This is a genomic window from Micromonospora sp. NPDC057141 (assembly GCF_042670805.1).
GTDB lineage: Bacteria > Actinomycetota > Actinomycetes > Mycobacteriales > Micromonosporaceae > Micromonospora.
This window is the reverse complement of record NZ_JBHUVA010000053.1, coordinates 21,113-45,401: the sequence shown is the minus strand read 5'-3', so window position 1 is coordinate 45,401 and position 24,289 is coordinate 21,113. Positions and strand designations below refer to the sequence as shown.

The window sequence follows — 24,289 nt, the reverse complement described above, 5'->3', positions numbered from 1 at the left end:
GGGGGGGGGGGGCGCCCCCCCCCCCACGGCGTTGGTGGGGTGCGCGGTGGGCGGGGTCGGCTTTCGGGGGCGTGTCGTAGGCTTGCCGGGGTAACCCCTTCTCTGGCGCGGGGCGTGCGGGTAGCGCATGGGTTGTGCGCGTCGCGGTCCGTGTACCGTGCAGGGAAGGTCGCGGTACGGGCGTAGGTGACAACGACACGGAGGCGGCGGTGCGCGAGCTGAGCGTGGTCGGGGTTCGGGTGGAGCTGCCCAGCAACCAGCCGATCGTCCTGCTGCGGGAGGTCGAGGGGGATCGCTACCTGCCGATCTGGATCGGTGCGGTGGAGGCGACGGCGATCGCGTACGAGCAGCAGGGAGTCACGCCAGCGCGGCCGTTGACGCATGATCTGTTGCGGGACGTGCTGGCGGCGCTGCAGGCGCCGTTGCGGGCGGTGGAGATCACCGAGCTGAAGGAGAACGTCTTCTACGCCGATCTGTTGATCGGTGACGACGGGGTGCGGGTGTCGGCGCGGCCGAGTGATTCGATCGCGTTGGCGTTGCGGGTCGGTGCGCCGATTCGTTGTGCCGAGCAGGTCCTCTCGGAGGCGGGGATCGTGATCCCGGACGAGCAGGAGGACGAGGTGGAGAAGTTCCGCGAGTTCCTGGAGCAGGTGCGCCCGGAGGACTTCGCGGGCTGACCGCTCTGACCCTTTCCCCACCCCCTAGGCGTGGTCACCGTGGGTGACCGGCCATGGTGGTGGGTTGATCTTTGCCGTGGCTGCGCGGCGTGTCGCGACCGTTCCTGCACGGTAACTCCTCAAGGGCGCTATAGGGTTGCCGTGTCGAGGGGTGCACGTCCCGGATGCGACGTGTCACCGCACTGGCGGGGAGGTTGGTCCGGATGCACGAGCCGCGAGATCCCGAGCCTGGCACGCAAGCGCAGGAAACGGGTGTGGTGCCGGCGGGGCCGGCGACTGAGGGTGACGGTGCGGTGGGCTACCGGGGTGTGACCGCGTGCCACGCGGTGGGCATCACGTACCGGCAGCTGGACTACTGGGCGCGCACGGCGCTGGTGGTGCCGAGCGTGCGGGACGCGTCGGGGTCGGGGACGTCCCGGTTGTACTCGTTCCGCGACCTGGTGGTGTTGAAGGTCGTCAAGCGCCTGTTGGACGCCGGGGTGTCGTTGCAGAACATCCGCAAGGCGATCGAGGCGCTGCGGTCGCGTGGCGTGGCCGACCTGGCGGGGATCACGTTGATCTCGGACGGGACGACGGTGTACGAGTGCCGGTCGCCGGAGGAGGTGGTCGACCTGTTGCAGGGTGGCCAGGGCGTGTTCGGTATCGCCATCGGTGGGGCGTTCAAGGAGATCGAGGGTTCGTTGTCGCATCTGCCGGCCGAGCCGGCCGAGCCGGCGTCGGGGGTTGCGGGCGACGAGGCGGTGGAGGACGAGTTGGCGGCCCGCCGGGCCCGGCGTCGGGCGGGGTGATCGGCCGAGCCGGCGGGTGCCGGCGCTGGTGGGCGGGGCGGCGGTCGACTGTCCTGTGTGGTCCGCTTTGGTGCGGGACCATCGCTTGTGCGCGTTCCCGCCATGTGTCGGCCAGTTGACAGCTTTTGCGTTGCCGGTAATCCTATGTGGCGGCGTTCGCGGCTTGCCGTGGTGGCGTCACCGTCGCTGAGTGCGGTGACGGCCCCGGTTGGTCGGGGGCGGGACGACGCGTGTTGTGGCGACGGCGCTGCCCGACGATCGGATTTGAACCCAAGTGCAGACTGACAGTCATGCCGCCGTGACCCTGATGGATGTCCACGGGCCCGCCGTGGGCGGGGCCGCCCCGGTGTGTCCGGTGGCGCATGGGCCGGGGAACGTGCCGCCGGCCGCGCCGGTGGGCGACGTGCTCGCCGAGGCGGTGGAGTTCCTGCAGCTGTTCCACGCGGAGCGGCGGCTGCCGGGGCTTGCCGCGCGGGTCGCGCAGGTGCGGGAGGAGATCGCGCTGACGGGCACGTACCGGCACACCCGCGAGGAGTTGACACACGGGGCGAAGGTGGCGTGGCGGCAGTCGGCGCGGTGTGTGGGCCGGGTGCGGTGGGCTGGCCTGCGGGTGCGCGACCGCCGGGACGTGACGACCGTGGCGGGGATCGCGGGGGAGCTGGCGCGGCACCTGGCGGCGGCGGACAACGGCGGGCGGATCCAGTCGGTGATGACGGTGTTCGCCCCCGACCGGCCGGGGGTGGGTCCGCGGGCGCGGATCTGGAACGACCAGCTGATCCGGTACTGCGGCCACCGGTGCGCCGACGGGTCGGTGGTGGGTGACCCGGCGCAGGCGCCGATGACGGACGCGGCGGTGGGTCTGGGCTGGCGGCCACCGCCGGCGCCGGGCCGGTTCGACCTGTTGCCGTGGGTGATCGAGACGGCGTACGAGGATCCGACGCTGGTGGAGGTGCCGCGGGACCTGGTGCGGGAGGTCGCGTTGACGCATCCGGCGTATCCGTGGTTCGCGGGACTGCGGTTGCGGTGGCACGCGTTGCCGGTCATCAGCAACATGCGGTTGCGCGTCGGCGGGGTGGACTACAGCTGCGCGCCGTTCAACGGCCACTACCTCGGTGACGAGATCGGCACCCGGAACATGGGTGACCCGGACCGGTACGACCAGTTGCTGCCGGTGGCGCGGGGGTTGGAGTTGGACACGTCGCGGGAGGACACGCTGTGGCGGGAACACGCCGCGTTGGTGATCAACCAGGCGGTGTTGCATTCGTTCCGGCTGGCGGGGGTGCGGGTGTCGGATCCGCACACCGAGTCGGAGTTGTTCATGAGGTTCTGCGCGCAGGAGGAGCGGGCGGGACGGCCGGTGCACGGTGACTGGTCGTGGCTCAACGGCAGCGTCGGGTGGGCGGCGTTGCACGCGGTGTACCACCGCTACTACGACCCGAGGGTCCCGAACCCGAACCTGTGGCCGGCGCCGCGGGCGTACGGGTCGGCCGGCGCGCCGGAGGCGACCCTGCGGGAGCGGCACGACGCGGCCCGCCGGCGGGAGGACTGAGAATGGACGTCGCGGCGTTGCGGCAGAGTTGGGCGCAGTTGCGGGTGGCGGGTCCGGAGGCGGCGAAGTACTTCTACGCGACGCTGTTCACGATCGCGCCGGAGGTCCGGTCGATGTTCCCGACGAACATGCGCTACCAGGAGGACAAGCTGCTGGCCGCGTTGGGGCACATCGTGAGTCACGTCGACGACGAGCGGGAGCTGGCCGGGTTCACGCGGCGGCTGGGCGCCGACCACCGCCGGTTCCGGGGCACGGACCGGCAGGGCCGGGCGGTGCCGTTGGGGCAGGGCCACTACCTGTGGGTGGGGCAGGCGTTGCTGGCGACGTTGGAGCGGTTCCTCGGGCCGCGGTGGACGCCGCAGCTGCGGGCGGACTGGGCGGCGGCGTACGAGGTGGTGTCGCGGTTGATGCTCACGGGCGCGGCGGACGCGCAGCGGTCGTCGCCGCCGGTGTGGGAGGCGGAGGTCCTCGGGGTGCAGCGGCGCCGCGTGGACGTGTGCGTGTTCACGGTGCGCCCGAACTACCTGTGTGACTACCTGCCGGGGCAGTCCCTGCCGGTGCAGGTGCCGCAGTTGCGGCTGTGGCGGTACCTGTCACCGGCGAACGCGCCGCGCGCCGACGGCACGATCGAGTTCCACGTGCGGGCGGCGGGCCGGTTCTCGACGCACCTGGTGCGCCGCCTGCGGGTGGGCGACCAGGTGCTGCTGGGCTCGCCGACCGGGACGGCGTTGTCGTCGTACGACAGGTCGCCGCACCTGCCGTTGCTGCTGGTGGCCGGAGGTACGGGGTTGGCGCCGTTGCGGGCGGTGGTGGAGGCGTTACGGGCGGGGCCGGGGCGGTCGACGACGTTGGTGGTGGGCGGCCGGACCCCCGAGGACCTGTACGACGACGCGGCGGTGCGGGAGTTGGCGGTCGCGGCGCAGGGATGGCTGCGGTACGTGCCGACGGTGCAGTCGGGTTGGGGGTGGTCGGGTGCGGTGGGCACGGCCGGTGACACGGCGGTGCGGCTGGGGCCGTGGCGGGAGGCCGACGTGTTGGTGTGCGGCAGCCCCGAGATGACGCGCCAGACGATCGGGGCGCTGCGGGGTTCGGGGGTGGCGGCGCAGCGGATCCTGGCCGAGGCGTACGACCACTGCCAGTATCCGCCGTTGGCCGCCGCTGCGGCGCAGCGGGACCTGAGCGGGACGGGGGCCCGATGAGCGTCGACGCGGGTGATCGGACAGGTGGCACCATGCGGGCGGTGGGTGCCCTTCAGGCCCGCCGGTTCCGTGGGGGTGACTGGTTGCCGGTCGACGAGGTTGCCGACGTGGCCCGGTCGGCCGACGAGCGGGTCGTGTTGCTGCACGGTGAGCTGGAACGGTTGCGCCGGGAGAACGACGCGCTGGTGCAGCAGGTGGAGATGCTGCGGCACGGGGCGTTGCCGAGCGCGGCCCCGCAGGGCCCGGACCCGATGGTGATCGAGTTGGCGGTGCGGGCGCAGGAGGAGGCCAACCGCACGATCGACGAGGCCAGCGCGGAAGGGGCGGAGATCATCGCCGACGCGCGGCGGCAGGCCGAGGAGATCGTCGCCGAGGCGTACCGGCGGGCGGGTGGTGTGCCCGACACCCTGCCGGACGCGGCGGACTCCCGGGTGGAGGAGCTGCGGTTGCTGGGGCGGGTGCGGGAGCTGGAGGGCCGGCAGGCGGCATCGGCGGCGGCGTTGGCGGCGGCGCAGCAGCAGGTGGACCGGTGGCAGGCGTACCTGGCGGGGCAGGCGGAGCAGGTGCGGGCGCAGGCGGCGCAGGCCGCCGAGGCCGACCGCCAGTTGCGCCACGCCCTCGGCGGGTAGCGGCCCGGGGGCGAGCAGGGTCACGGGGCCGGCGTTGGCCGGTGGGGGCGGTGCTGGGGCAGCATGGACGGCGTGACGGAGGCGATCGACGCGGTGGCGGACGGGCTCGCCGGCGGTGGTGTCGTGGTGCTCAGCGGCGCGGGCCTGTCCACCGACTCGGGAATCCCGGACTACCGGGGGCCCAGCGGTGTGGCCCGCCGGCACAACCCGATGACGGTGCAGGCGTTCACGGGCGATCCGGTGGCGCGGCGGCGATACTGGGCGCGTAGTCACCTGGGGTGGCGCACGATCGCCCGGGCGGCCCCGAACGCCGGGCACACCGCGGTGGCCCGGTTGCAGCGCGCCGGGCTGGTCGACGCGGTGATCACCCAGAACGTCGACGGTCTGCACACTGCGGCCGGGTCGGCGCCGGTGGTGGAGCTGCACGGCCGCCTCGACGAGGTGGTGTGCCTGGACTGCGGCAACCGCGTCGGTCGCGGGGAGCTGGACCGGCGGCTGCAGGAGGCGAACCCGGGGTTCGCGGCGACGGTGGCGGCGGTGAACCCGGACGGCGACGTCGACCTCCCCGACGCGCAGGTGGCCCGGTTCCGGCCGGTGGACTGTGGGGTGTGTCGCAGCGGCATGTTGAAACCGGACGTGGTGTTCTTCGGGGAGACGGTGCCGCCGACGCGGGTGGCGACCTGTTTCGACCTGGTGCGGCGGGCGCGGGCGGTGCTGGTGCTCGGCTCGTCGTTGACGGTGTTGTCGGGCCGCCGGTTCGTCGTCGACGCGGCCAAACGCGGCAAACCGGTGCTTATCGTCAATCAGGGGCCAACCCGGGGCGACGGGTACGCCACGGTGCGCGTCGACGCGCCGCTGGGGGTGGTGCTGCCGGCGCTGGCCGACCGGCTGGCCCCCGCCGCGCGACCGGCCGACGTGGCGGCCACGCGCGGGTGATCCGGGTCGCGGGGGACGACATCCGCTGGTAACGGCGACGCTGGTAGCGTGGGGGATGCCGGTACCCCGCGTGGGAGAGACCGCCTGAGGTGTTCGGGCGGCGCCGAAGGGGCAGCTTCCTCCCCGGAACCTCTCAGGCAGAAGGACCACGTGGGCAGGCACTGTGGAGCGCCCTGCCCGGGGTGCGACTCAGGGGGAGGCCGACCTGTCGACCTCACCCGGGAGCGCCGCCACATGACCGCAGAGCAGTTCGCCGCCCGCCACATCGGCCCCGACGGCGACGACGAGCGCCGCATGCTCGACGCCGTCGGCTACGACTCGATCGCCGAACTGATGGACGCGGCGATCCCCGAGGTGATCCGCTGGCCCGGCACCCTGGACCTGCCGGAACCGGCCAGCGAACACGACGCCCTCGCCGAGCTGCGCCGGATCGCCGGCCGCAACACCGTCGCCGTGTCCATGATCGGATTGGGCTACCACGGCACGCACACCCCGGCGGTGATCCGCCGCAACATGCTGGAGAACCCGGCCTGGTACACGGCGTACACCCCGTACCAGCCGGAGATCAGCCAGGGCCGGCTGGAAGCGCTGCTGAACTTCCAGACGATGGTGACGGACCTGACGGGGCTGGCCACGGCGAACGCGTCGATGCTCGACGAGGCCACGGCCGCGGCGGAGGCGATGACCCTGGCCCGGCGCGCGTCGCGGAGCAAGAGCCCGGTGTACGTGGTCGACGCCGACGCGTTGCCGCAGACCATCGCGGTGATCAGCAGCCGGGCGCAGCCGTTGGGCATCGAGGTGCGCGTGGTGGACCTGGACGTCGACGAGGAGCCGCCGGGGGAGTTCTTCGGCCTGCACCTGCAGTATCCGGGGGCGTCGGGGACGGTACGCGACCACACGCCACTGGTGGCGGCGGCCCACGCGGCCGGGGCGCTGGTGACGGTGGCCGCGGACCTGCTGGCGTTGACGGTGCTGCGCGCGCCGGGGGAGATCGGCGCGGACATCGCCGCCGGCACCACCCAACGGTTCGGGGTGCCGATGGGCTTCGGCGGCCCGCACGCCGGATACCTGGCGGTGCGCGCGGGCCTGGAGCGGATGCTCCCCGGCCGCCTCGTCGGGGTGTCCCGCGACGCCGACGGCAACCCGGCGTACCGCCTGGCGTTGCAGACCCGCGAGCAGCACATCCGGCGGGAGAAGGCGACCAGCAACATCTGCACCGCGCAGGTGCTCCTCGCGGTGATGGCCGGCATGTACGCCGTCTACCACGGCCCGGACGGGCTGCGGCAGATCGCGGAGCGTACCCACTCGATGGCGGCGCGGCTCGCGGCCGGGCTGCGCGCGGGCGGGGTGGCCGTCGCGGACGTCGCGTTCTTCGACACGGTCGTCGCGACCGTGCCGGGCCGGGCCGCGCAGGTGGTCGCCGACGCGCGGCGGCGGGGGGTGAACCTGCGGTTGGTCGACGCCGACCGGGTGGGCATCTCGTGCGACGAGACGACCACGGCCGGGCACCTGGCGACGGTGTGGGCGGCGTTCGGGGTGCCCGCGTTCGACGGCGCCGTCGACGCGGCGTGGCCGGCGGGGTCGGCGCGCACGTCGGCGTTCCTGACCCACCCGGTGTTCGGCGCCCACCACTCGGAGACGGCGATGCTGCGCTACCTGCGGCGGCTGGCGGACTTCGACTACGCCCTGGACCGGGGCATGATCCCGCTGGGCTCGTGCACGATGAAGCTGAACGCGACCACGGAGATGGAGCCGGTGAGCTGGGCGGAGTTCGCCCACATTCACCCGTTCGCGCCGCCGTCGCAGACGGCCGGCTACCGGGAGCTGATCGCCCAGTTGGAGGGGTGGCTGGCGGAGGTGACCGGCTACGACGCGGTCAGCGTGCAGCCCAACGCCGGCTCGCAGGGGGAGCTGGCGGGGCTGCTGGCGATCCGCGCCTACCACGCCGACCGGGGGCAAAAACAGCGGGACGTGTGCCTGATCCCGTCGTCGGCGCACGGCACGAACGCCGCGTCGGCGGTGATGGCGGGGATGCGGGTGGTCGTGGTGGGCTGCGACGACGACGGCAACGTCGACCTGGTCGACCTCGACGCGAAGATCGACAAACACCGGGGCGCGCTCGCGGCGATCATGGTGACGTACCCGTCGACGCACGGGGTGTACGAGACGGGCATCGCGCAGTTGTGCGCGAAGGTCCACGACGCCGGCGGCCAGGTGTACGTCGACGGGGCGAACCTCAACGCCCTCGTCGGGTTCGCCAAGCCGGGCCGGTTCGGCGCGGACGTGTCGCACCTGAACCTGCACAAGACGTTCTGCATCCCGCACGGCGGCGGCGGGCCGGGGGTGGGTCCGGTGGCGGTGCGGGAGCACCTGGCCCGGTTCCTGCCGGGCGACCCGGTCGGCGACGGCGGCGACCGGCCGGTGATCTCCGCGGCGCGGTACGGGTCGGCGGGCATCCTGCCGATCCCGTGGGCGTACCTGCGGATGATGGGCGCGGCGGGCCTGACCCGGGCGACCGGGGTGGCGGTGCTGGCCGCGAACTACGTGGCGGCACGGCTGCGGGAACACTTCCCGGTGCTGTACGTCGGCAACAAGGGCCTGGTGGCGCACGAGTGCATCCTGGACCTGCGGCCGGTGACGAAGGCTGCGGGGATCAGCGTCGACGACGTGGCCAAGCGGCTGATCGACTACGGCTTCCACGCGCCGACGATGTCGTTCCCGGTGGCGGGGACGCTGATGGTGGAGCCGACGGAGAGCGAGGACCTGGCCGAGCTGGACCGGTTCTGCGACGCGATGATCGCCATCCGCGCGGAGATCGACAAGGTGGCCTCGGGGCAGTGGCCGGCCGGCGACAACCCCCTGGTCAACGCGCCGCACACGGCGGCGATGGTGTCGGCAGACGAGTGGCCGCACCCTTATCTGCGGTCGGTGGGCGGCTACCCGGTGGGAGTGGACCGGGCCGGGAAGTACTGGCCGCCGGTGCGGCGCGTCGACGGCGCCTACGGCGATCGGAACCTGGTCTGCTCGTGCCCCGCGCCGGAGGCGTTCGAGGACTGAGCGGGGGATCGGCGCGGTTCGGGGACCGGCGCGGGACGCCGGGGCGGTGCACGTGGCCGCCCCGGCCGGTGCGTCGACCTGGGGAGGGCGGCCCCGGAGGTGGGGACTAGCCTGAGGTCGACGTGTGCGTCAGGTTGACGCTGGGTGAACGGTCAGGCCACGAGGGCGTGTCGGGCGGGGCCGCGGTGGGGGGCGATGGTGCTGCCGTCGGGAAGGAGCTCGCCGGTGTCCTCGAAGACGATGACACCGTTGCAGAGCAGGCTCCAGCCCTGCTCAGGGAAGCAGGCGAGGACCCGGGCGGCTTCCCGGTCGGTCGCTTCGGCGGAGGGACAGGTGGGTTGGTGCTGGCACATCGGGTTCTCCGGACTGTGGGGGCACTGTGTCATGGTTCACATGACCAGTGACGCACAGTACCAAGCGACAGTGAGCCGCATCGAGCAGGTTCACGCCATGTCGGGGGGAAATCCACTGAACGGACGAGGCAGAATGGGCCGGACGGCGTGGAAGCGCTCCCATTGAGGCGGGTTGCCGCCCCCGCCGCCCCCGCGCACTGCCGCGACCGCCTCGTCGAACGCGACCGCCTCGAATGGCGCCTGACCGACGGCGGCGACCCCGCCGCACTCGCCCAGGACTTCCTCACCGCCCACGGCGTCGGCGCCGACGACCTCACCCGCCCCGCCGCGCACCGCCCCGACGGCACCTGCGGCGCCGCCCTCTACCTCTCCGCCGCCGCAGCCGCCACCATGACCGCCGCCGCACCCGGCGCACCCACCCCCGCCCCCGCCCTGCCCGACCTCGCCGTCGTCGTCTACGACCACGCCACCACCCCACCCCACCCGACACCCCGCCCCGACGGCGACTGGTGGGTCGGCGACTGGACCCCCAGCTGGACCCCCCACCAACACGCCACCGCCGTCACCACCGTCCGCGCCGCCATCAGCCACGGCGACGTCTACCAGGTCAACCTCGTCGGCCACGCCGCCGCCCCATACACCGGCGACCCCCACCCCGCCCTCGCCCGCCTGGCCCGCCTGCCCGGTGCCCGCTACGGCGGCACCCTGCACGGCCCCGGCTGGGCCATCGGCTGCGCCTCACCGGAAACCCTCATCGCCGTCGAAGCCGGCCGCCTCGTCACCCGCCCCATCAAGGGCACCCGCCCCGCCACCACCGCCGGCCGCACCGAACTGCTCGCCTCCGCCAAGGAACGCGCCGAACACATCATGATCGTCGACCTGGAACGCAACGACCTCGCCCGCGTCGCCGCCACCGGCACCGTCACCGTCGACGAACTGTTCGCCGTACGCCGCTGGTGCGACCTGTGGCAGGCCGAATCCACCGTCTCCGCCGCCCCCGCCGACGGCCTCGGCCTGGCCGACCTGCTCCACGCGACCTGCCCCGGCGGCTCCGTCACCGGCGCCCCGAAACTCGCCGCCTGCGACATCATCGCCGCCTGCGAACCCGTCGGCCGCGGCGCCGCCATGGGCGCCCTCGGCTGGATCGCCCCCGGCCACCTCGACCTCGGCCTCACCATCCGCACCGCCGCCGCCGACACCCACCACCTGCACACCTGGGCCGGCGGCGGCATCACCTGGGACAGCGACCCCGACGCCGAAGTCGCCGAAGCCGCCGCCAAGGCCCACCCCGTCCGCGCCACCCTCACCGACCGATAATCTGCCCAGATGACGATGCGACCCATCCGGATCATCGGCGACCCGGTGCTACGCACCCCCTGCGAGCCCGTGACCATCTTCGACGCCGACCTGCGCGCCCTGGTCACCGACCTCATGGACACCCTGCTCGGCGCCCCCGGCCGCGCCGGCGTCGCCGCCAACCAGATCGGCGTGTCCGCCCAGGTCTTCGTCTACGACGCCGACGGACACCGCGGCCACATGATCAACCCCACCCTCGAACTGGCCGACGAAACCCAGGACGACGACGAGGGCTGCCTGTCCATCCCCGGCCTCCACTTCCCGACCCCCCGCGCCCTGCACGCCACCGCCCACGGCCTCGACCAGCACGGCGAACCACTCACCATCTCCGGCAGCGGATTCCTCGCCCGCGCCCTGCAACACGAGACCGACCACCTCCACGGCCGCCTCTACGTCGACACCCTGCGCGGCGACACCCGACGCAAAGCCCTGCGCGAGATCCGCGCCGGCCGATACGACGCCCCCCGCCGCTAACACCACGCGCGACCCGGGCCGTCACGCCTACGAAAACGCTACCGCCAACCTCACCCCAACCGGGCCGTCAACACGTACTCCCCGTACTCGGCCACCGCCGTGAACCCCAACCCCCGATACAACCGCAACGCCGCCACGTTGTCGCCCCGCACGTTCAACGTCACGTGCTCCACCTCCCCGACCAACCGCCCGCACAACGCCGCCACCACCGCCGCACCCAACCCCCGCCCCCGAAACCCCGGATGCGTCGTCACGTTCCCCAACGCCGCCACCCGCCACGTCGGCGAATACACGTGCACCCCCGCCACCGCGACCAGAGCCCCACCCCGACGCACCCCCACGTACCGGCCCGTGTCGAGCATCCGCGCGTCGAACCAGTTCCCCGGATACGCCTCCGCGTACAGATCCCTCAACTCCGGCAGATCCGCCACCGTCAACGGCTGCCCCTCCGCCACCACCCCGGCCAACCGGACCCGATCCGTCAACGCCATCTTCACGTGCCCGACACCACCACCGACGTCGAACCCAGCACCCACCGCCGCCACCAGACCGGGCGACAGATGCGCGTGCAGCCGGGCCGGCAACACCGGCGTCAGATCCGCCAGCAACCCCGCCAACTCCGCCCGCCCACCCGGCCCGGCGAACGCCAGCAGCGTCGGCGGCACCGCCCCGTGATACAGCAACGCCACCTGCCCACCACGACGGAACCACGACGTGTACGGCCAGAAGAAGTCGTCCAGGTCACCCAACTCGTACGCGTGCAACGCCGGATCCCGACCCAGCAGCCGACCCAACAACCCACGGTCGTGCTCGGCACGCGCCAACCCGCTCAGCTGCACCCCTCGGCCGGCAGGTTCTCGTGCGCCCACCGCGCCAGGGCGTCCAACGCCGGCAACACCGCCGCACCCCGCTCCGTCAGCTCGTACGTGACCCCCAGCGGCGGGCCCTCCCGCACCGTGCGACTGACCAACCCCACCCGGGCCAGCTCACCCAACCGGTCCGACAACACCGACTCGCTGATCCCCGGCAACGCCCGCGCCAACTCCGCGAACCCCGCCGGCCCCAACCCCAGCGTGCCCAGCAACACCCCGGTCCACCGCTTGCCCAGGAACGCGAACGCCCGCGTCAGACCCCGGTCACACACACGGGGGGCCTCGTCGGCGGGGGAGCGCAGCATCATGAACCCAGGATACGCGGCACCCACCACGACCAAGATGCTTCGAAAAAACTAGCTGCTACCGTAGACGCAGCAACAGCCCCTCGACCCCCCGGAGGACACCATGACCGACACCACCACACCCCTGATCACCCTGCACCCCGACGCCCAAGCCCAACTCTTCACCGACGCCCGCACCGCCAACACCTTCACCGACGAACCCGTCACCGACGAACACCTGCACGCCATCTTCGACCTCGCCAAGTACCCACCCACCGCCGCCAACACCCAACCCCTACGCGTCCTCTACATCCGCCCCGGAAACGCCCGCGACCGCCTCCTCACCCACATGAGCGAAGGCAACCGCACCAAGACCGCCACCGCCCCCGTCGTCGCCGTCCTCGCCGCCGACACCGACTTCCACGAGCACATCCCCCACGTCTTCCCCATCCGCCCCGAACTACGCGACGGCCTCGCCGCCGACCCCGCCGGCCGCGACACCATGGCCCGCTTCAACGCCACCCTCCAGATCGCCTACTGGCTCCTCGCCGTCCGCGCCGCCGGCCTCGCCGCCGGCCCCATGGCCGGCTTCGACGCCGCCGGCATCGACCGCGAATTCTTCGCCGACACCAGCTGGCGCTCCCTGCTCGTCGTCAACCTCGGCAAGCCCGGCCCCAACGCCTGGTTCCCCCGCCTGCCCCGCCTCGACTACGACGACGTCGTCCGCCACGCCTGACCCACCCCACCGGGTCGGCGCACGCCAGTGCCGCGTGCGCCGACCCGGCACCAACACTCACCGACCCCGACGCCGCCGCAACCACACACCCGCCCACCCCACCACCACGAACACCACCATCGAACACACCAACACCTTCAGCATCCAGCAACCCTCCCACCACCCACGTAGGCCGCACAGAGTACGGCTGGCCACCTTTCAACCCGCTCCACGGCCGATCCCTCACCAACGGACTCGTCGACCCCCACCGACTACCACCCGCCACCGCCACCATCTCCGACCACCGCCCCTCGCCGTCGACCTCGGCTAACCACCCCACCCCGCCGCCCGCCGCGCCGCCCCCACCGCATTACGGAACAACATCGCCACCGTCGTCGGACCCACCCCACCCACCCGCGGCGTGATCGCCCCCGCCACCCGCGCACACGAGGGGTCCACATCCGGCAACAACCGCCGCCCCGCATACCGCACCCCACCACCCACCACCACCGCACCCGCCCGCACATGCTCCGGCCGCACGAACCCCGGCACCCCCACCGCCGCCACCAGCACCTCCGCCCGCCGCGCGAACCGCGGCCAATCCGCCACCCCCGAATGCACCACCGTCACCGCCGCATTCGCCGTCGCCCGCTTCTGCCCCAACAACATCGCCAACGGCCGACCCAACGTCGCACCCCGACCCAGCACCACCACCTCCCGACCCGCCACCGACACCCCATGAAACGCCAACAACGCCTCGATTCCCGCCGGCGTACACGGCACCGGCCCCGGCAACCCCAACGCCAACCGCCCCAGATTCACCGGATGCATCCCGTCCACGTCCTTGTCCGGATCCAACACCTGCAACGCCCGCCCGAAGTCCAGACCCACCGGAACCGGATGCTGCACCAACACCCCGTGCACCCCACGGTCGGCATTGAACTCCTCGATCACCCGATGCAGGTCCACCTGCGACGCCGACGCCGGCAGCCGCACATGCGGCGACGCGAACCCCAACCGCGCCGCCTGCCGCTGCTTGATCCGGATGTACCCGGCGCTCGCCTCGTCGTCCCCGACCAGCACCGTCGCCAACGACGGCGTCACCCCCGCCGCCCGCAACGCGGCGACCTCCGCCGCCACCCCACCCAGCACCCGATCCGCGACCGGCCCACCCGGCAACAACCGAGCCACACCCGCAGAAGCCACCGAAGAGGACATGACACCACCTCGCCCGCAGGGGCCCAGGCGGACGACCCCCACGACGAGCTCCCCGATGGTCCATCCATCCCCGGTGCCGCCAGTCGCGCACAACCATCCTGCCGCACCCACCCCTCACCCCGCGTCCCCCCGCGCCGACACCAACCCCGCCAACACCCGATTCGTACGGTTCGACCGCACCGCCGCCCGCTGCTGACCCGCCGTCACCTCGATGTACGTCTGCGACGACGCCAACGACGCATGCCCCAACAACCGCATGATCTCCGCCGCGCTCGCCCCGTCCTCCGCCAACCGCGTCGCGAACGTGTGCCGCAACGCGTGCAACCGCGCCCCCCGCGGCACCCGGTCGACCACCCCCGACCGCCGATAACAGGACTCCACCAGATACTGCAACCCGCCCCGACGCAGCGGCTCACCGTGCCGATCCACCAGCAACGGCGACTCCGGCCGCACCGACCGCGACCCGAACCGCCGCGCCCGACTGTCCAGGTATGCCACCAGCACCCCGTCCAGCTCCGGCTCGATCGGCACCACCCGCGGCCGACCCCCCTTGCCAGCCACATCCACCCGGCGCTCACCCGGCCGCCCCGCCAGCGACGCCACCCGCAACGCCAACAGCTCCGACAGGCGCAACCCCGCGCACAGCGCCAACGCCAACACCGCCACGTCCCGCTCCGGCCAGGGGTCACGCTGCCGGTCATCCTGCCGGGACACCGCCGCGAGCAGCCGTTCCGGGGTGTCCTCACCACGCAGCGGCTTGGGCTGGGGGAGCGGGGCGCGGGGGCGACCCACCGCCGGCATCGGATTGCCCGCCACCACCTGCTCGGCCACCAGGAACGAGAAGAAGCTGTTCCACGTCGACCAGGCGCGGTGCACGGAGGCCACGGCGCGGGGCGCGGCGAACCGGGCGAACGCCGCCCGCATGACCCTGGGGGAGAGGGCGTCGACCGGCAGCGCCTCCGGTGGCAGGGCCGGGGTGACGGCCTCCGCGGCCAGCGTCACCACCGCCCGCAGGTCCCGTCGGTATGCCGCGAGGGTGTGCGGGGACGGCTTGCGGGTGGCCCGGGCAGTCAGGAACTCCTCGACGAGGCTCACTACCGATTCGTCCTGTTTGTCATGCATAAGTGACATTATGCATGATTCTCGGGTTCGCGGCGACCCGCCGCAGGGGGAGCGGGAGGCTCACCCCGGCTGTGGATGCGGGAGGAGGGAGGTGTCGCGGAGCCCGTCCGGCGTCAAGGGCGCGGGGCGGTGGCCGGACGCGCGCGCGGACCGCGAGACGCGCCCGCCATGCGCGGCCGATGGGGGACGCATACGAGGTGGGCGGTTGCGGCGGCCTCGATGGCCCGCGGGCGGTGATCGGCGGCTCCGGCCGGAGCGCCCGCCCAGGGCGACCAGGGCGTTGCGGCTGGTGTATCCGCTCCGGGTGACCCCGTGGGTGGCGAGAAGAACCCCGAGGGCGGGCGCTGCCGGATGTGCGGAGGGTCGTCCGTGGCCGCCCCGGGCCCCTGCGGGAGGAGCCCCGGAACGGTCAGCTTTACATAATGTACATTATCGAATCAGTCGCCGGATGCCGGGTTTACCGCTGGCTTCCCCCTGATGATCACCCTTTGCTGGGCCGATGCCGCCGCTGCCGACCTGCTCACCCGCCGTCACGTCGGTGACGCGGGCGCACGTCGCCCGCGGTGCGGTCGCCGTGGTTGCGCCGGTCGTCGTCGGCCAGGCGAGCGCCGTGGTCACCTACGGGCTGCCGAGCCCGACCGGCCGTGGCCCCCCGGCGGCAGGTCCCCCCCGAAACGACCGCCAGGGCGAAGCCGTAGAGCTTCGGCCCTTTTTCTTTTCCCGGGTTTCCCATCGGAAGGACCGAACATGAGTCTGGATCACCGCACCGTCGACCAGAGGTGGCTGGCTGAGCTTCGCGCGTCTCTGGCGGACGAGTTCGCCACGCAGACGGCTCGGCTCAGGGAACTGACCGAACTCAACGCCGACACGGGCGACCCCGGCGAGGCGCACACCCGGGCGGCGCTGGTGGTGGCCGCGCGGCGCGGCGTCGAGCAGGTCGTCGACGCGTTGCGCCGCATCGACGAGGGTGGGTACGGCGTGTGCGAGAGGTGCGAGCGGCCCATTCCGGTGCAGCGACTGGAGGTGGTGCCGTACGCCCGTTTCTGCGTGCCCTGTCAGGAGAGGTCGGCCGGCTGACGGTGTGGCGTGGGCGGGGTCGTCGTCCTTCTGGGCGGCGGCCCCGCCGCGTGCCGTGGGTGGTGCTCAGAGGCCACCGGAGACGCGGAGGACGGTGCCGGTGGTGTAGCTGGCGTCGGGGCTGAGCAGCCAGGCGATGGCGGCGGCGATCTCGTCGGGTTCGCCGGCGCGGCCGAGCGGGATGCGGCCGGCGGCGGTGTCGGCGCGGTCGGGTGCGCCGGAGAGGGCGTGCAGGTCGGTGCGGACGATGCCGGGGGCGACGCCGTTGACGCGGATGCCGTGGGGGGCGAGTTCCTTGGCGAGGCCGACGGTGAGGGTGTCGGTGGCGGCTTTGGCGGCGGCGTAGTGGACGTACTCCCCTGGGCTGCCGAGGGTGGCGGCGGCGGAGGAGACGTTGACGATGGCGCCGCCTCGGGTGAGGCGGCGGGCGGCTTGTTGGGCGCAGAGGACGTATCCGATGAGGTTGACGTCGACGACGTGGCGCAGGTCTTCGGCGCGGAGGTCGGTGAGGGGGCCGATGGGGCTGGTGATGCCGGCGTTGTTGACCAGGCCGGTGAGGGTGCCGAGGGTGGCGGCGGTGTCGAAGAGGTGGCCGACGGCGTCGGGGTCGGTGGTGTCGGCTTGGACGGCGACGGCGTTGCGACCGGTGGCGTGGATGTCGGCGACGACGCGGGTGGCGGCGGTGTGGTCGCGGCGGTAGGCGATGGCGACGTGGTGGCCGTGGTGGGCGAGGCGGCGGGCGGTGGCGGCGCCGATGCCGCGGCTGCCGCCGGTGACGATGGTGACGGGTGGCATCGGGTGCTCCTCCCCCGGGTGTGGTGGTGACGTTACCGGTGGCGTGGGCGCGGTGGTTCCGGTGATCGCTTACGCTGCCGGCGTCGGTTCGTGGAGAGGGGTGGTTTGGGTGGCGGGTGTGCGGGTCGGTGACCTGGTCGAGGATTTCGAGTTGCCGGACGAGACGGGGGCGCTGCGGCGGTTGTCGGGGTTCCTTGCGGTGGGGCCGGTGGTGTTGTTCTTCTATCCGGCGGCGATGACGCGGGGTTGCACGGCGGAGAGTTGTCATTTTCGGGATCTGGCGGCGGAGTTCGCGGCGGTGGGTGCGTCTCGGGTGGGGATCAGTCGGGATGCGGTGGACAGGCAGGCGGAGTTTTCGCGGTTGCACGGGTTCGACTATCCGTTGTTGTCGGATGTCGACGGTGTGGTGGCGCGGCGGTTCGGGGTGTTGCGGCGGGTGCCGTTGGGGCCGTTGAGTGTGCGGCGGATGACGTTCGTGATCGGTGTGGATCGGCGGGTGGTGGAGGTGGTGCACAGCGAGTTGGGGATGAGCGAGCATGCGGATCGGGCGTTGCGGGCGTTGGGGGGTTGATCTTCGCGGTGTCGCAGCGGGCTGGTATCAAGGCAGGATCAAACAGGTGTACGGAAGAGGGTTGTGATGGTTGCCGCGGGCCAGGGGTTGTCCACTGACGAGGTGCAGAGCATCCGGGAGGCGTTGGGTGCCGGCCGGAAGCCGAGGGTGGTGTTCACCTCGTCGGCCGGTCAGATCGCCGGTCAGGTGGGTCAGGTGGTGGAGTTGACGGATCCGGCGGTGTCGGACGAGTTCGTGGTGGTGCGGTTCGGGCGTGACGAGTTGCCGTTCTCCCCTGTTGATGTGGCGGTGGCGCCGCGGGGGGCGGGTCGGAAGGCGGCGGTGGCGGAGGTGCAGCCGGAGCCCGAGCCGGAGCCGGTGGTGGCGGTGGAGCCGGAGTTCGTGTTGGATACGCCGCGGGTGCCGGCGCAGCGGCGGGAGGAGCCGAGGGTGGAGCAGCAGCAGGTGGAGGTGAAGCCGGCGCGTCGGCCGGTGAAGGTGGTGAAGCCGAAGGGTCCGGCGGGGTTGACGGTGACGTTGGCGTATGCCGAGGGTGAGTGGACGGTGGCGGCGCAGCAGGGTGCGAAGGCGTTGGCGAAGCCGTATGTGGTGAAGCCGGCGGAGGCGTTGCGGATGGTGGCGTTGGTGGATGTGCCGGGGGTGCAGGAGGCGGTGGAGCAGATTCTGGCGGCGGAGCGGGCGGAGGCGGAGCAGCAGGCGGAGAAGTTGCGGGCGGAGTTGGCGGAGATCGAGGCGCGGTTGGCGGAGTTGCGCGAGGCGGGTTGATGGTGTCTCTCCCCCGTACCCGCCCCCGTCGCTGTGTGCGGCGGGGGCGGTTTTGTGTGTGGGGTCGTCCGTAGTTTCCAGGTCAACAACAGCGCTAAGCGGCGACTCAGCCCGTTGGAGGACAGTGGGCGGGTGTCAGCCTTCCGGGTGTCCGTCGTAGACGCGGATCTTGTACTCGGTGGTCTCCAGCGCCAGGCCGAGCTCACGGATCTGCCGCGTGATTCGGTCCTGCTGGTCGAGCATGATGCGGCGGCGTTCCGGGATGGTGCTCGGGCCCTGGCCGACGAGCAGGATGTAGCGCTTGAGGTCGGTCATGGTCATGCCGGACAGGCGCATCCGGGTGAGGAAGACGAGGCGGCGCAGGTCGAACGCGGAGTACTCGCGGTACCCGGAGGCGTTGCGAGCGGGCCGCACGAGTCCCTCCTGCTCGTAGTACCGGAGGGTGTGCGTCGACAGGCCGACAAGCCGGGCGGCCTCGGTGACACTCTTGGGCATCGCCGAGCCCTCGATCGTGGCGTCGTCGAGCAGCTCGTGCAGCGCATCGATCGCCGACGAGGATGGCCCGTCGCTGGCAGCGAGGATGCGTTCGATCAGCGCTTCAGTGGCCATGGCCGACAGCGTACGGCGATCAGAACGCGCGCACCGCGGGCGGCATGCCTGGGAAGTCTGCCGACTCGCTCACAGACGCCCATTTCTCGACGTCGTCGAGCGCACCACGGTAGACGCGGGTGAGATTGCGAACCGCCTCGGCACCGAGCGGGAGCCGGAGCGGCGCGTCGGGGGTGTCGAGCATGTCGCGGATCACCCGGGCGGCGCGTGCCGGGTCGCCCTCCTGGATGCCGTGGGCCTCGGCCATGTTCGCGCGCACGGCACCGATGGTCTCGTCGTAGATCGAGCTCTGCTGCGCTGTGTGGAGCACGTCGGTGGCGTTGAACGCGGTGCGGAAGCGACTGGGTTCGACGATGAGGACGCGGATACCGAACGGTGCGACCTCGCCCGCGAGCGCCTCCGACCAGCCCTCGAGCGCGAACTTGCCGGCTGAGTAGCTGCCGACGGCGGGGAACGACATCCGCCCGCCCTGGCTGCTCATCTGCACGATCGCACCCGAGCGACGCTCCCGCAGGTGGGGCAGCACGGCACGCACGTAGGCGGCCGGGCCGAACAGGTGCTGCTCGAGCATGGCCCGCAGCGCGGCATCCGTGATCTCTTCGGCGGTGCCGACCTGTCCGGCGCCGGCATTGTTGACGAGCACGTCGACGCGCCCGAACACCTCCAGCGCCCGCTGCGCGACCGCGGTCGCTCCCGCCGTGTCGCGCACATTGTGTTCGATGGCGAGGAGCCGATCCCCGTACCGCGCCTTGAGCTCGTTGAACCGGTCGGCCCGTCGCGCGGTCCCGATCACATGCTCGCCGGCCGTGAGTGCCGCCTCGGCGAGCGCCAGGCCGAGGCCCGAACTCGCGCCCGTGATGATCCATGTCTTCGTTTCGTTCGTCGTGGTCATGGCCCCGACGCTATGGCTTTGAGCGCGCTTGAAAGCAAGCCGCGCTCGGGGGCGAGGACAGGCCTGTGGGGCCGGCGCGCGGGGAGTCGCGCCGGCCCCGGGTGGGGTGGTCAGTGGGTGGGGATGTGGGCGATGCCGATGCGCCTGCGGAACACCCAGTAGGTCCAGCCCTGGTAGGCCAGGACGATGGGGGTGAAGATGACCGCGACCCAGGTCATGATCTTGAGGGTGTAGGGGGTGGAGGCGGCGTTGGTGGCGGTGAGGGTTCCGGTGGGGTCGAGGGTGGATGGCATGACGTTGGGGAAGAGTGCGGCGAAGAGGGTGGCCACGGCGAGGGCGATGGCGATGGCGGTGCCGGTGAAGGCCCAGCCTTCGCGGCGTACCCGGGCGGCGGCGAGGCCGCCGAGTAGGGCGAGGGCGGCGCCGGCGGCGAGCACGACGGCGGCGGCGCTGGAGCGGATGGTCAGCGACCAGCCGAGGAACGCCACTGCGGTCGCGGCGGTGCCGGTGCCGAGTTTGACGGCGAGGGCGCGGGCGCGGTGGCGGATGTCGCCGGTGGTCTTGAGGGCGATGAAGACGGCGCCGTGGGTGAGGAAGAGGCCGAGGGTGGTGAGGCCGCCGAGGAGGGCGTAGGGGTGGAGCAGGTTGGTCAGGCCGCCGACGTATTCGTGGTCGGCGTCGAGGGGTACGCCGCGGAAGATGTTGGCGAAGGCGACGCCCCACAGCACGGCTGGCACTGCTGAGCCCCAGAAGATGGCGTGGTCCCAGCGGCGTTTCCAGGTGGGTTCGGGGCGCTTGTGGCGGTATTCGAAGGCGACGCCGCGGGCGATGAGTGCGAGGAGGATGAGGAGGAGGGGCAGGTAGAAGCCGGAGAAGAGGGTGGCGTACCACTCGGGGAAGGCGGCGAACATGGCGCCGCCGGCGGTGATGAGCCAGACCTCGTTGCCGTCCCAGAGGGGGCCGATGGTGTTGATGAGGACGCGGCGTTCGCGGTCGTCGCGGCCGAGGACGGGTAGGAGCATTCCGACGCCGAAGTCGAAGCCTTCGAGGATGAAGTAGCCGGTGAAGAGCACGGCGACGAGGAGAAACCAGATGGTGGTGAGTTCCACGGTGGGCTCCGGGTCAGTAGGCGAAGGCGAGCGGGCGCTCGGTGTCGTCGTCGGTGGGTTCGGGGTCGGGGGTGATGTCGGGTACGCCGGCTTTGGCGTAGCGGACGAGGAGTTTGAATTCGATGACGGCGAGGGTGGCGTAGATGAGGGTGAAGGCGGTGAAGGAGGTGAGGACTTCGGTGAGGGAGACGGTGCGGGAGACGCCGTTGCGGGTGAGCATTTCGCCGAAGACGATCCAGGGTTGGCGGCCCATTTCGGTGAAGATCCAGCCGAAGGAGTTGGCGAGCAGGGGTAGTGCGGGCATGACGAGGGCGGCGCGCAGTAGCCAGCGGTTGGTGGGGGTGCGGCCTTTGCGGTGGGTCCAGAGCACGATCAGGGCGATGGCGGCGGCGGCGAGGCCGAGGCCGATCATGAAGCGGAAGCTCCAGTAGGTGACGGGGATGATCGGGGCGTAGTCGCCGGGGCCGTACTGGGTGGCGTATTGGGCTTGGAGGTCGTTGATGCCCTGGACGGTGCCGTTGGGGTCGCCGGTGCCGAGGAACGACAGCAGGTAGGGGATCTTGATGGCGAAGACCTCGCGGCTGCCGTCGAGGCTGCCGACGGTGAGTACGGAGAACGAGGCGGGGCCTTCGGTGGTGTAGAGGCCTTCGGCGGCGGCCATTTTCATGGGCTGCACCTCGGTCATGATCTTGCCTTGGATGTCGCCGGTGAACAGGACGAGTGCCGAGGAGATCAGGACCACCCAGGAGCCGAACTTGGTGGCGAAGCGGTAGGCGTTGGTGTCGGCGCTGTCGCGGTTGCGCATGACGTGCCAGAGGCCGACGGTGACGATGAGGGAGCCGGCGACGAGGAATGATCCGGCGAGGGTGTGGGGGAAGGTGATGAGGGCGACTTTGTTGGTGAGGACGGCGACGAAGTCGGTGAGTTCGGCGCGGCCGGTGTCGGGGTTGATCCGGTAGCCGACGGGGTTCTGCATGAAGGAGTTGGCGGCGAGGATGAAGTAGGCGGAGAGGTTGGTGCCGATGGCGGCGGCCCAGATGCTGGCGAGGTGGAGGCGTTTGGGCAGTCGGTCCCAGCCGAAGATCCACAGGCCGATGAAGGTGGATTCGAGGAAGAAGGCGACGAGGGCTTCGATGGCCAGGGGCGCGCCGAAGATGTCGCCGACGAAGCGGGAGTAGTCGCTCCAGTTCATGCCGAACTGGAATTCCTGGACGATGCCGGTGACGACGCCCATGGCGAAGTTGATGAGGAAGAGTTTGCCGTAGAACTTGGTGAGTTTGAGGTAGCGCTCGTTGCCGGTGCGGTGCCACATGGTCTGGAGGATGGCGACGAGCACGGACAGGCCGATGGTGAGCGGCACGAACAGGAAGTGGTAGACGGTGGTGACACCGAACTGCCAGCGGGCGACGTCCAACGCGTCCACCTGGAACCCCCAGCCTTTCATACTACGAGACGTAGTAGATGCTACTCGCCGTCGTAGACGAGCCGGCAGGGGCGGAGGTCCCGACCGGGCCCGGGACCAATGACCTTGACCACCTCTGTCGTACGGCCCAGCTGCTCCCCCTGGTCCCCGCCTGGCCGGGCCCACGGGCCTGGCGCGGGCGTGCGACCATCGACCGCTGATGGACACCCCCACCTCTCGCTGGCAGCCGCCCCTGATCTGGCGCGGCGCCCAGCTGCTCGCCCGCGCCGTCGTCGGCGCCCTGGCCCACCTCGAGGTCACCGGCGACGTGCCCGACGGTCTGCGCCGGGGGCCGCTGATCCTGGCCGCCAACCACCTGAGCCCCTTCGACCCGCTCGTGCTCGCCGCCGCCTGCCGCGCCCGCGGCGTCTCCCCCCGGATCATGGCGACCGGCGGGCTGTTCCGTGCCCCGCTGCTGGGTGCCGCGATGCGCCGCGCCGGTCACCTGCGCGTCGACCGGGGCACCGCCGCCGTGCACCGGGCCCTGGACGACGCGGCGCGGGCCGTGGCCGCCGGGTCGGTGATCCTGGTGTACCCGGAGGGCCGCATCGGCCTGGACCCGGGCCTGTGGCCCGAGCGCGGCAAGACGGGCACCGCCCGGCTCGCCCTGGCCAGCGGCGCACCCGTGGTTGCCGTGGCCCAGTGGGGCTCGCACGAGGTGCTGCCGTACCGGGCGCCGAAGGGCATGCTGCGCGCCGTGGCCCGGGCGGCGTGGCGGCGGCCGGTGGTGCGGGTGCACTTCGGCGAGCCGGTCGCGCTGGGCGACGTCGCCGCCGACGCGCCGGGCGCGGCCCGGCGGGTCACCGACCGGATCGTCGACGCGATCACCGACGCCCTCGTGCCGCTGCGCCCCGACGAACCGGACGGGCCGCGTCACGTCGACCCGGGCCGCCCCGTCGACACCTCCCGGGCGCACCGCCGCCGGCTGCCCTGACCGCCTGACACGTCGGCGTGGCGCGCCGCTCACCTGCCGGTCGTCCGGCGTCGGCCGGAGCGGGGCATACTGCCGGGCGTGCAGTCCCCCTCCGGCTACCTCGACGCGCCCGCGCCGCTGGCGTTCGCCCACCGTGGCGGCGCGGCCCACGGCGACGAGAACACCGCCGCCGCGTTCGCCCGCGCCGTCGGCCTCGGTTACCGGTACGTCGAGACCGACGTGCACGGCACCGCCGACGGGGTCGCCGTGGTCTTCCACGACCCCACCCTGCGGCGGGTCACCGGGCAGCCGGGGCGCATCGCGCAGCTGCGCTGGGCCGACCTGGCGTCGGTACGTGTCGGCGGGGCCGCCGTGGTGCCCCGCCTCGACGACGTGCTCGCCGCGTGGCCGCAGGTGCGGTTCAACATCGACGTCAAGGCCGACGGCGGCATCGCGCCGACCGTCGACGCGCTGCGCCGGGCCGGGGCCGGTGACCGGGTGCTGCTGGCCTCGTTCAGCGACGCCCGGCTGGCCCGGCTGCGGGCGGCCACCGGCGGGCGGGTCGCCACGGGCCTCGGGGCGCGCGGGGTGGCCCGGCTGCGGGTGGCGTCGCTGCACGGGCGGCCGGTGCGGCTGCACCCGTCGGTGGCGGCCGTCCAGGTGCCGCCGCGCTACGGTCGGCTGCCCGTGGTCGACCGCCGGTTCCTGGCGTACGCGCACCGGCTGGGGTTGCACGTGCACGTCTGGACGATCGACGAACCTGCCGAGATGCACGAGTTACTTGATCTTGGTGTGGATGGCATCATGACCGATCACGTCGGCGTGCTGCGCGACGTCTACCGCAGCCGCGGCCACTGGGCCGCCTGA

General features: G+C 72.2%; 25 protein-coding genes and 2 riboswitches. Of the genes, 15 read left to right on the top strand and 10 right to left on the bottom strand.

Going from position 1 to position 24,289, the window contains the following annotated elements; genetic code table 11:
* Positions 1–209: 209 nt before the first annotated feature.
* The 7 genes from ACFT41_RS22870 to gcvP all read left to right on the top strand — a co-directional run bounded on the left by ACFT41_RS22870 (position 210) and on the right by gcvP (position 8,835).
* Positions 210–677 (top strand): bifunctional nuclease family protein, encoded by a 468-nt coding sequence (locus ACFT41_RS22870; RefSeq protein WP_377588205.1) that lies wholly within the window; start codon positions 210–212, stop codon positions 675–677.
* Between the two features lie 203 nt (positions 678–880).
* Positions 881–1,465 carry a MerR family transcriptional regulator gene (locus tag ACFT41_RS22865; RefSeq protein WP_377588204.1) on the top strand — a complete coding sequence of 195 codons (585 nt, stop codon included), beginning with the start codon at positions 881–883 and terminating at the stop codon, positions 1,463–1,465.
* A 307-nt stretch (positions 1,466–1,772) separates the two neighbouring features.
* Positions 1,773–3,014 carry a nitric oxide synthase oxygenase gene (locus tag ACFT41_RS22860; protein WP_377588207.1) on the top strand — a complete coding sequence of 414 codons (1,242 nt, stop codon included), beginning with the start codon at positions 1,773–1,775 and terminating at the stop codon, positions 3,012–3,014.
* Between the two features lie 2 nt (positions 3,015–3,016).
* Positions 3,017–4,213, top strand: a complete 1,197-nt coding sequence (locus ACFT41_RS22855; protein WP_377588203.1) for a globin domain-containing protein — start codon at positions 3,017–3,019, stop codon at positions 4,211–4,213.
* A 41-nt stretch (positions 4,214–4,254) separates the two neighbouring features.
* A complete protein-coding gene (locus tag ACFT41_RS22850) occupies positions 4,255–4,842 on the top strand; it encodes a DivIVA domain-containing protein (protein WP_377588202.1) in 588 nt (195 codons plus the stop codon).
* Positions 4,843–4,905: 63 nt separating this feature from the next.
* Positions 4,906–5,778 carry an NAD-dependent protein deacetylase gene (locus ACFT41_RS22845; protein WP_377588201.1) on the top strand — a complete coding sequence of 291 codons (873 nt, stop codon included), beginning with the start codon at positions 4,906–4,908 and terminating at the stop codon, positions 5,776–5,778.
* A 61-nt stretch (positions 5,779–5,839) separates the two neighbouring features.
* A riboswitch (glycine riboswitch) is annotated at positions 5,840–5,937 on the top strand.
* Positions 5,938–6,012: 75 nt separating this feature from the next.
* Positions 6,013–8,835, top strand: a complete 2,823-nt coding sequence (gene gcvP / locus ACFT41_RS22840; protein WP_377588200.1) for an aminomethyl-transferring glycine dehydrogenase — start codon at positions 6,013–6,015, stop codon at positions 8,833–8,835.
* A gap of 152 nt (positions 8,836–8,987) precedes the next feature.
* Here the strand turns inward: gcvP and ACFT41_RS22835 are convergent, their stop codons facing one another.
* The gene (locus ACFT41_RS22835; RefSeq protein ID WP_036371784.1) at positions 8,988–9,188 is read right to left on the bottom strand and encodes a DUF5999 family protein; all 201 of its coding nucleotides are present in this window, start codon (positions 9,186–9,188) and stop codon (positions 8,988–8,990) included.
* A 162-nt stretch (positions 9,189–9,350) separates the two neighbouring features.
* Between ACFT41_RS22835 and ACFT41_RS22830 the strand changes: the two genes are divergently transcribed.
* Positions 9,351–10,505: a chorismate-binding protein gene (locus tag ACFT41_RS22830; protein WP_377588199.1), complete on the top strand. Its 1,155-nt coding sequence runs from the start codon at positions 9,351–9,353 to the stop codon at positions 10,503–10,505.
* A 9-nt stretch (positions 10,506–10,514) separates the two neighbouring features.
* Positions 10,515–11,018 carry a peptide deformylase gene (locus ACFT41_RS22825; RefSeq protein ID WP_377588198.1) on the top strand — a complete coding sequence of 168 codons (504 nt, stop codon included), beginning with the start codon at positions 10,515–10,517 and terminating at the stop codon, positions 11,016–11,018.
* Positions 11,019–11,068: 50 nt separating this feature from the next.
* Here the strand turns inward: ACFT41_RS22825 and ACFT41_RS22820 are convergent, their stop codons facing one another.
* Both ACFT41_RS22820 and ACFT41_RS22815 read right to left on the bottom strand, forming a co-directional pair.
* On the bottom strand, positions 11,069–11,812 hold the full coding sequence (locus ACFT41_RS22820) for a GNAT family N-acetyltransferase (protein ID WP_377588197.1): 744 nt from the start codon (positions 11,810–11,812) through the stop codon (positions 11,069–11,071).
* A 35-nt stretch (positions 11,813–11,847) separates the two neighbouring features.
* Complete coding sequence (locus ACFT41_RS22815; RefSeq protein WP_377588196.1) at positions 11,848–12,198, bottom strand: winged helix-turn-helix transcriptional regulator; 351 nt, start codon at positions 12,196–12,198, stop codon at positions 11,848–11,850.
* Between the two features lie 100 nt (positions 12,199–12,298).
* On the opposite strand from ACFT41_RS22815, the gene ACFT41_RS22810 reads away from it, so the two are divergent.
* The gene (locus ACFT41_RS22810; protein ID WP_377613971.1) at positions 12,299–12,910 is read left to right on the top strand and encodes a malonic semialdehyde reductase; all 612 of its coding nucleotides are present in this window, start codon (positions 12,299–12,301) and stop codon (positions 12,908–12,910) included.
* A gap of 306 nt (positions 12,911–13,216) precedes the next feature.
* Here the strand turns inward: ACFT41_RS22810 and ACFT41_RS22805 are convergent, their stop codons facing one another.
* Entirely contained in the window at positions 13,217–14,107 is an 891-nt protein-coding gene (locus ACFT41_RS22805) for a bifunctional 5,10-methylenetetrahydrofolate dehydrogenase/5,10-methenyltetrahydrofolate cyclohydrolase (RefSeq protein ID WP_377588194.1), read from the bottom strand.
* 14 nt (positions 14,108–14,121) lie between these two features.
* Positions 14,122–14,204: riboswitch (ZMP/ZTP riboswitch) on the bottom strand.
* 17 nt (positions 14,205–14,221) lie between these two features.
* A complete protein-coding gene (locus ACFT41_RS22800; protein WP_377588193.1) occupies positions 14,222–15,229 on the bottom strand; it encodes a tyrosine-type recombinase/integrase in 1,008 nt (335 codons plus the stop codon).
* 747 nt (positions 15,230–15,976) lie between these two features.
* Here ACFT41_RS22800 and ACFT41_RS22795 point away from each other — a divergent pair.
* Positions 15,977–16,306 (top strand): TraR/DksA family transcriptional regulator, encoded by a 330-nt coding sequence (locus ACFT41_RS22795; protein WP_377588192.1) that lies wholly within the window; start codon positions 15,977–15,979, stop codon positions 16,304–16,306.
* A 66-nt stretch (positions 16,307–16,372) separates the two neighbouring features.
* On the opposite strand, the gene ACFT41_RS22790 is transcribed toward ACFT41_RS22795, so the two are convergent.
* A complete protein-coding gene (locus ACFT41_RS22790; protein WP_377588191.1) occupies positions 16,373–17,101 on the bottom strand; it encodes an SDR family NAD(P)-dependent oxidoreductase in 729 nt (242 codons plus the stop codon).
* Positions 17,102–17,210: 109 nt separating this feature from the next.
* On the opposite strand from ACFT41_RS22790, the gene ACFT41_RS22785 reads away from it, so the two are divergent.
* Together ACFT41_RS22785 and ACFT41_RS22780 are read left to right on the top strand one after the other, a co-directional pair.
* The gene (locus tag ACFT41_RS22785; protein ID WP_377588190.1) at positions 17,211–17,672 is read left to right on the top strand and encodes a peroxiredoxin; all 462 of its coding nucleotides are present in this window, start codon (positions 17,211–17,213) and stop codon (positions 17,670–17,672) included.
* Between the two features lie 66 nt (positions 17,673–17,738).
* Positions 17,739–18,437, top strand: a complete 699-nt coding sequence (locus ACFT41_RS22780) for a hypothetical protein (RefSeq protein ID WP_377588189.1) — start codon at positions 17,739–17,741, stop codon at positions 18,435–18,437.
* A gap of 135 nt (positions 18,438–18,572) precedes the next feature.
* Here ACFT41_RS22780 and ACFT41_RS22775 read toward each other — a convergent pair whose 3' ends face one another.
* The 4 genes from ACFT41_RS22775 to ACFT41_RS22760 all read right to left on the bottom strand — a co-directional run bounded on the left by ACFT41_RS22775 (position 18,573) and on the right by ACFT41_RS22760 (position 22,470).
* A complete protein-coding gene (locus ACFT41_RS22775; RefSeq protein ID WP_377588188.1) occupies positions 18,573–19,046 on the bottom strand; it encodes a MerR family transcriptional regulator in 474 nt (157 codons plus the stop codon).
* 19 nt (positions 19,047–19,065) lie between these two features.
* Positions 19,066–19,938, bottom strand: coding sequence for an SDR family NAD(P)-dependent oxidoreductase (locus tag ACFT41_RS22770; protein ID WP_377588187.1), 873 nt, complete (start codon positions 19,936–19,938; stop codon positions 19,066–19,068).
* Between the two features lie 110 nt (positions 19,939–20,048).
* Positions 20,049–21,047: a cytochrome d ubiquinol oxidase subunit II gene (gene cydB, locus ACFT41_RS22765; protein ID WP_377588186.1), complete on the bottom strand. Its 999-nt coding sequence runs from the start codon at positions 21,045–21,047 to the stop codon at positions 20,049–20,051.
* A 13-nt stretch (positions 21,048–21,060) separates the two neighbouring features.
* A complete protein-coding gene (locus ACFT41_RS22760; RefSeq protein ID WP_377588206.1) occupies positions 21,061–22,470 on the bottom strand; it encodes a cytochrome ubiquinol oxidase subunit I in 1,410 nt (469 codons plus the stop codon).
* 199 nt (positions 22,471–22,669) lie between these two features.
* Here ACFT41_RS22760 and ACFT41_RS22755 point away from each other — a divergent pair, with 199 nt between their 5' ends.
* Both ACFT41_RS22755 and ACFT41_RS22750 read left to right on the top strand, forming a co-directional pair.
* Positions 22,670–23,443, top strand: a complete 774-nt coding sequence (locus ACFT41_RS22755; protein WP_377588185.1) for a lysophospholipid acyltransferase family protein — start codon at positions 22,670–22,672, stop codon at positions 23,441–23,443.
* Between the two features lie 78 nt (positions 23,444–23,521).
* Positions 23,522–24,289 carry a glycerophosphodiester phosphodiesterase gene (locus ACFT41_RS22750; protein ID WP_377588184.1) on the top strand — a complete coding sequence of 256 codons (768 nt, stop codon included), beginning with the start codon at positions 23,522–23,524 and terminating at the stop codon, positions 24,287–24,289.

Bases quoted from the DNA above. Each gene is read 5' to 3' on its own strand.
- ACFT41_RS22865 (WP_377588204.1), top strand. From the start codon at position 881: ATGCACGAGCCGCGAGATCCCGAGCCTGGCACGCAAGCGCAGGAAACG.
- ACFT41_RS22860 (WP_377588207.1), top strand. From the start codon at position 1,773: ATGGATGTCCACGGGCCCGCCGTGGGCGGGGCCGCCCCGGTGTGTCCG.
- ACFT41_RS22855 (WP_377588203.1), top strand. From the start codon at position 3,017: ATGGACGTCGCGGCGTTGCGGCAGAGTTGGGCGCAGTTGCGGGTGGCG.
- ACFT41_RS22845 (WP_377588201.1), top strand. From the start codon at position 4,906: ATGGACGGCGTGACGGAGGCGATCGACGCGGTGGCGGACGGGCTCGCC.
- gcvP (WP_377588200.1), top strand. From the start codon at position 6,013: ATGACCGCAGAGCAGTTCGCCGCCCGCCACATCGGCCCCGACGGCGAC.
- ACFT41_RS22835 (WP_036371784.1), bottom strand. From the start codon at position 9,188: ATGTGCCAGCACCAACCCACCTGTCCCTCCGCCGAAGCGACCGACCGG.
- ACFT41_RS22825 (WP_377588198.1), top strand. From the start codon at position 10,515: ATGACGATGCGACCCATCCGGATCATCGGCGACCCGGTGCTACGCACC.
- ACFT41_RS22815 (WP_377588196.1), bottom strand. From the start codon at position 12,198: ATGATGCTGCGCTCCCCCGCCGACGAGGCCCCCCGTGTGTGTGACCGG.
- ACFT41_RS22810 (WP_377613971.1), top strand. From the start codon at position 12,299: ATGACCGACACCACCACACCCCTGATCACCCTGCACCCCGACGCCCAA.
- ACFT41_RS22805 (WP_377588194.1), bottom strand. From the start codon at position 14,107: ATGTCCTCTTCGGTGGCTTCTGCGGGTGTGGCTCGGTTGTTGCCGGGT.
- ACFT41_RS22800 (WP_377588193.1), bottom strand. From the start codon at position 15,229: ATGCATGACAAACAGGACGAATCGGTAGTGAGCCTCGTCGAGGAGTTC.
- ACFT41_RS22795 (WP_377588192.1), top strand. From the start codon at position 15,977: ATGAGTCTGGATCACCGCACCGTCGACCAGAGGTGGCTGGCTGAGCTT.
- ACFT41_RS22790 (WP_377588191.1), bottom strand. From the start codon at position 17,101: ATGCCACCCGTCACCATCGTCACCGGCGGCAGCCGCGGCATCGGCGCC.
- ACFT41_RS22780 (WP_377588189.1), top strand. From the start codon at position 17,739: ATGGTTGCCGCGGGCCAGGGGTTGTCCACTGACGAGGTGCAGAGCATC.
- ACFT41_RS22775 (WP_377588188.1), bottom strand. From the start codon at position 19,046: ATGGCCACTGAAGCGCTGATCGAACGCATCCTCGCTGCCAGCGACGGG.
- ACFT41_RS22770 (WP_377588187.1), bottom strand. From the start codon at position 19,938: ATGACCACGACGAACGAAACGAAGACATGGATCATCACGGGCGCGAGT.
- ACFT41_RS22755 (WP_377588185.1), top strand. From the start codon at position 22,670: ATGGACACCCCCACCTCTCGCTGGCAGCCGCCCCTGATCTGGCGCGGC.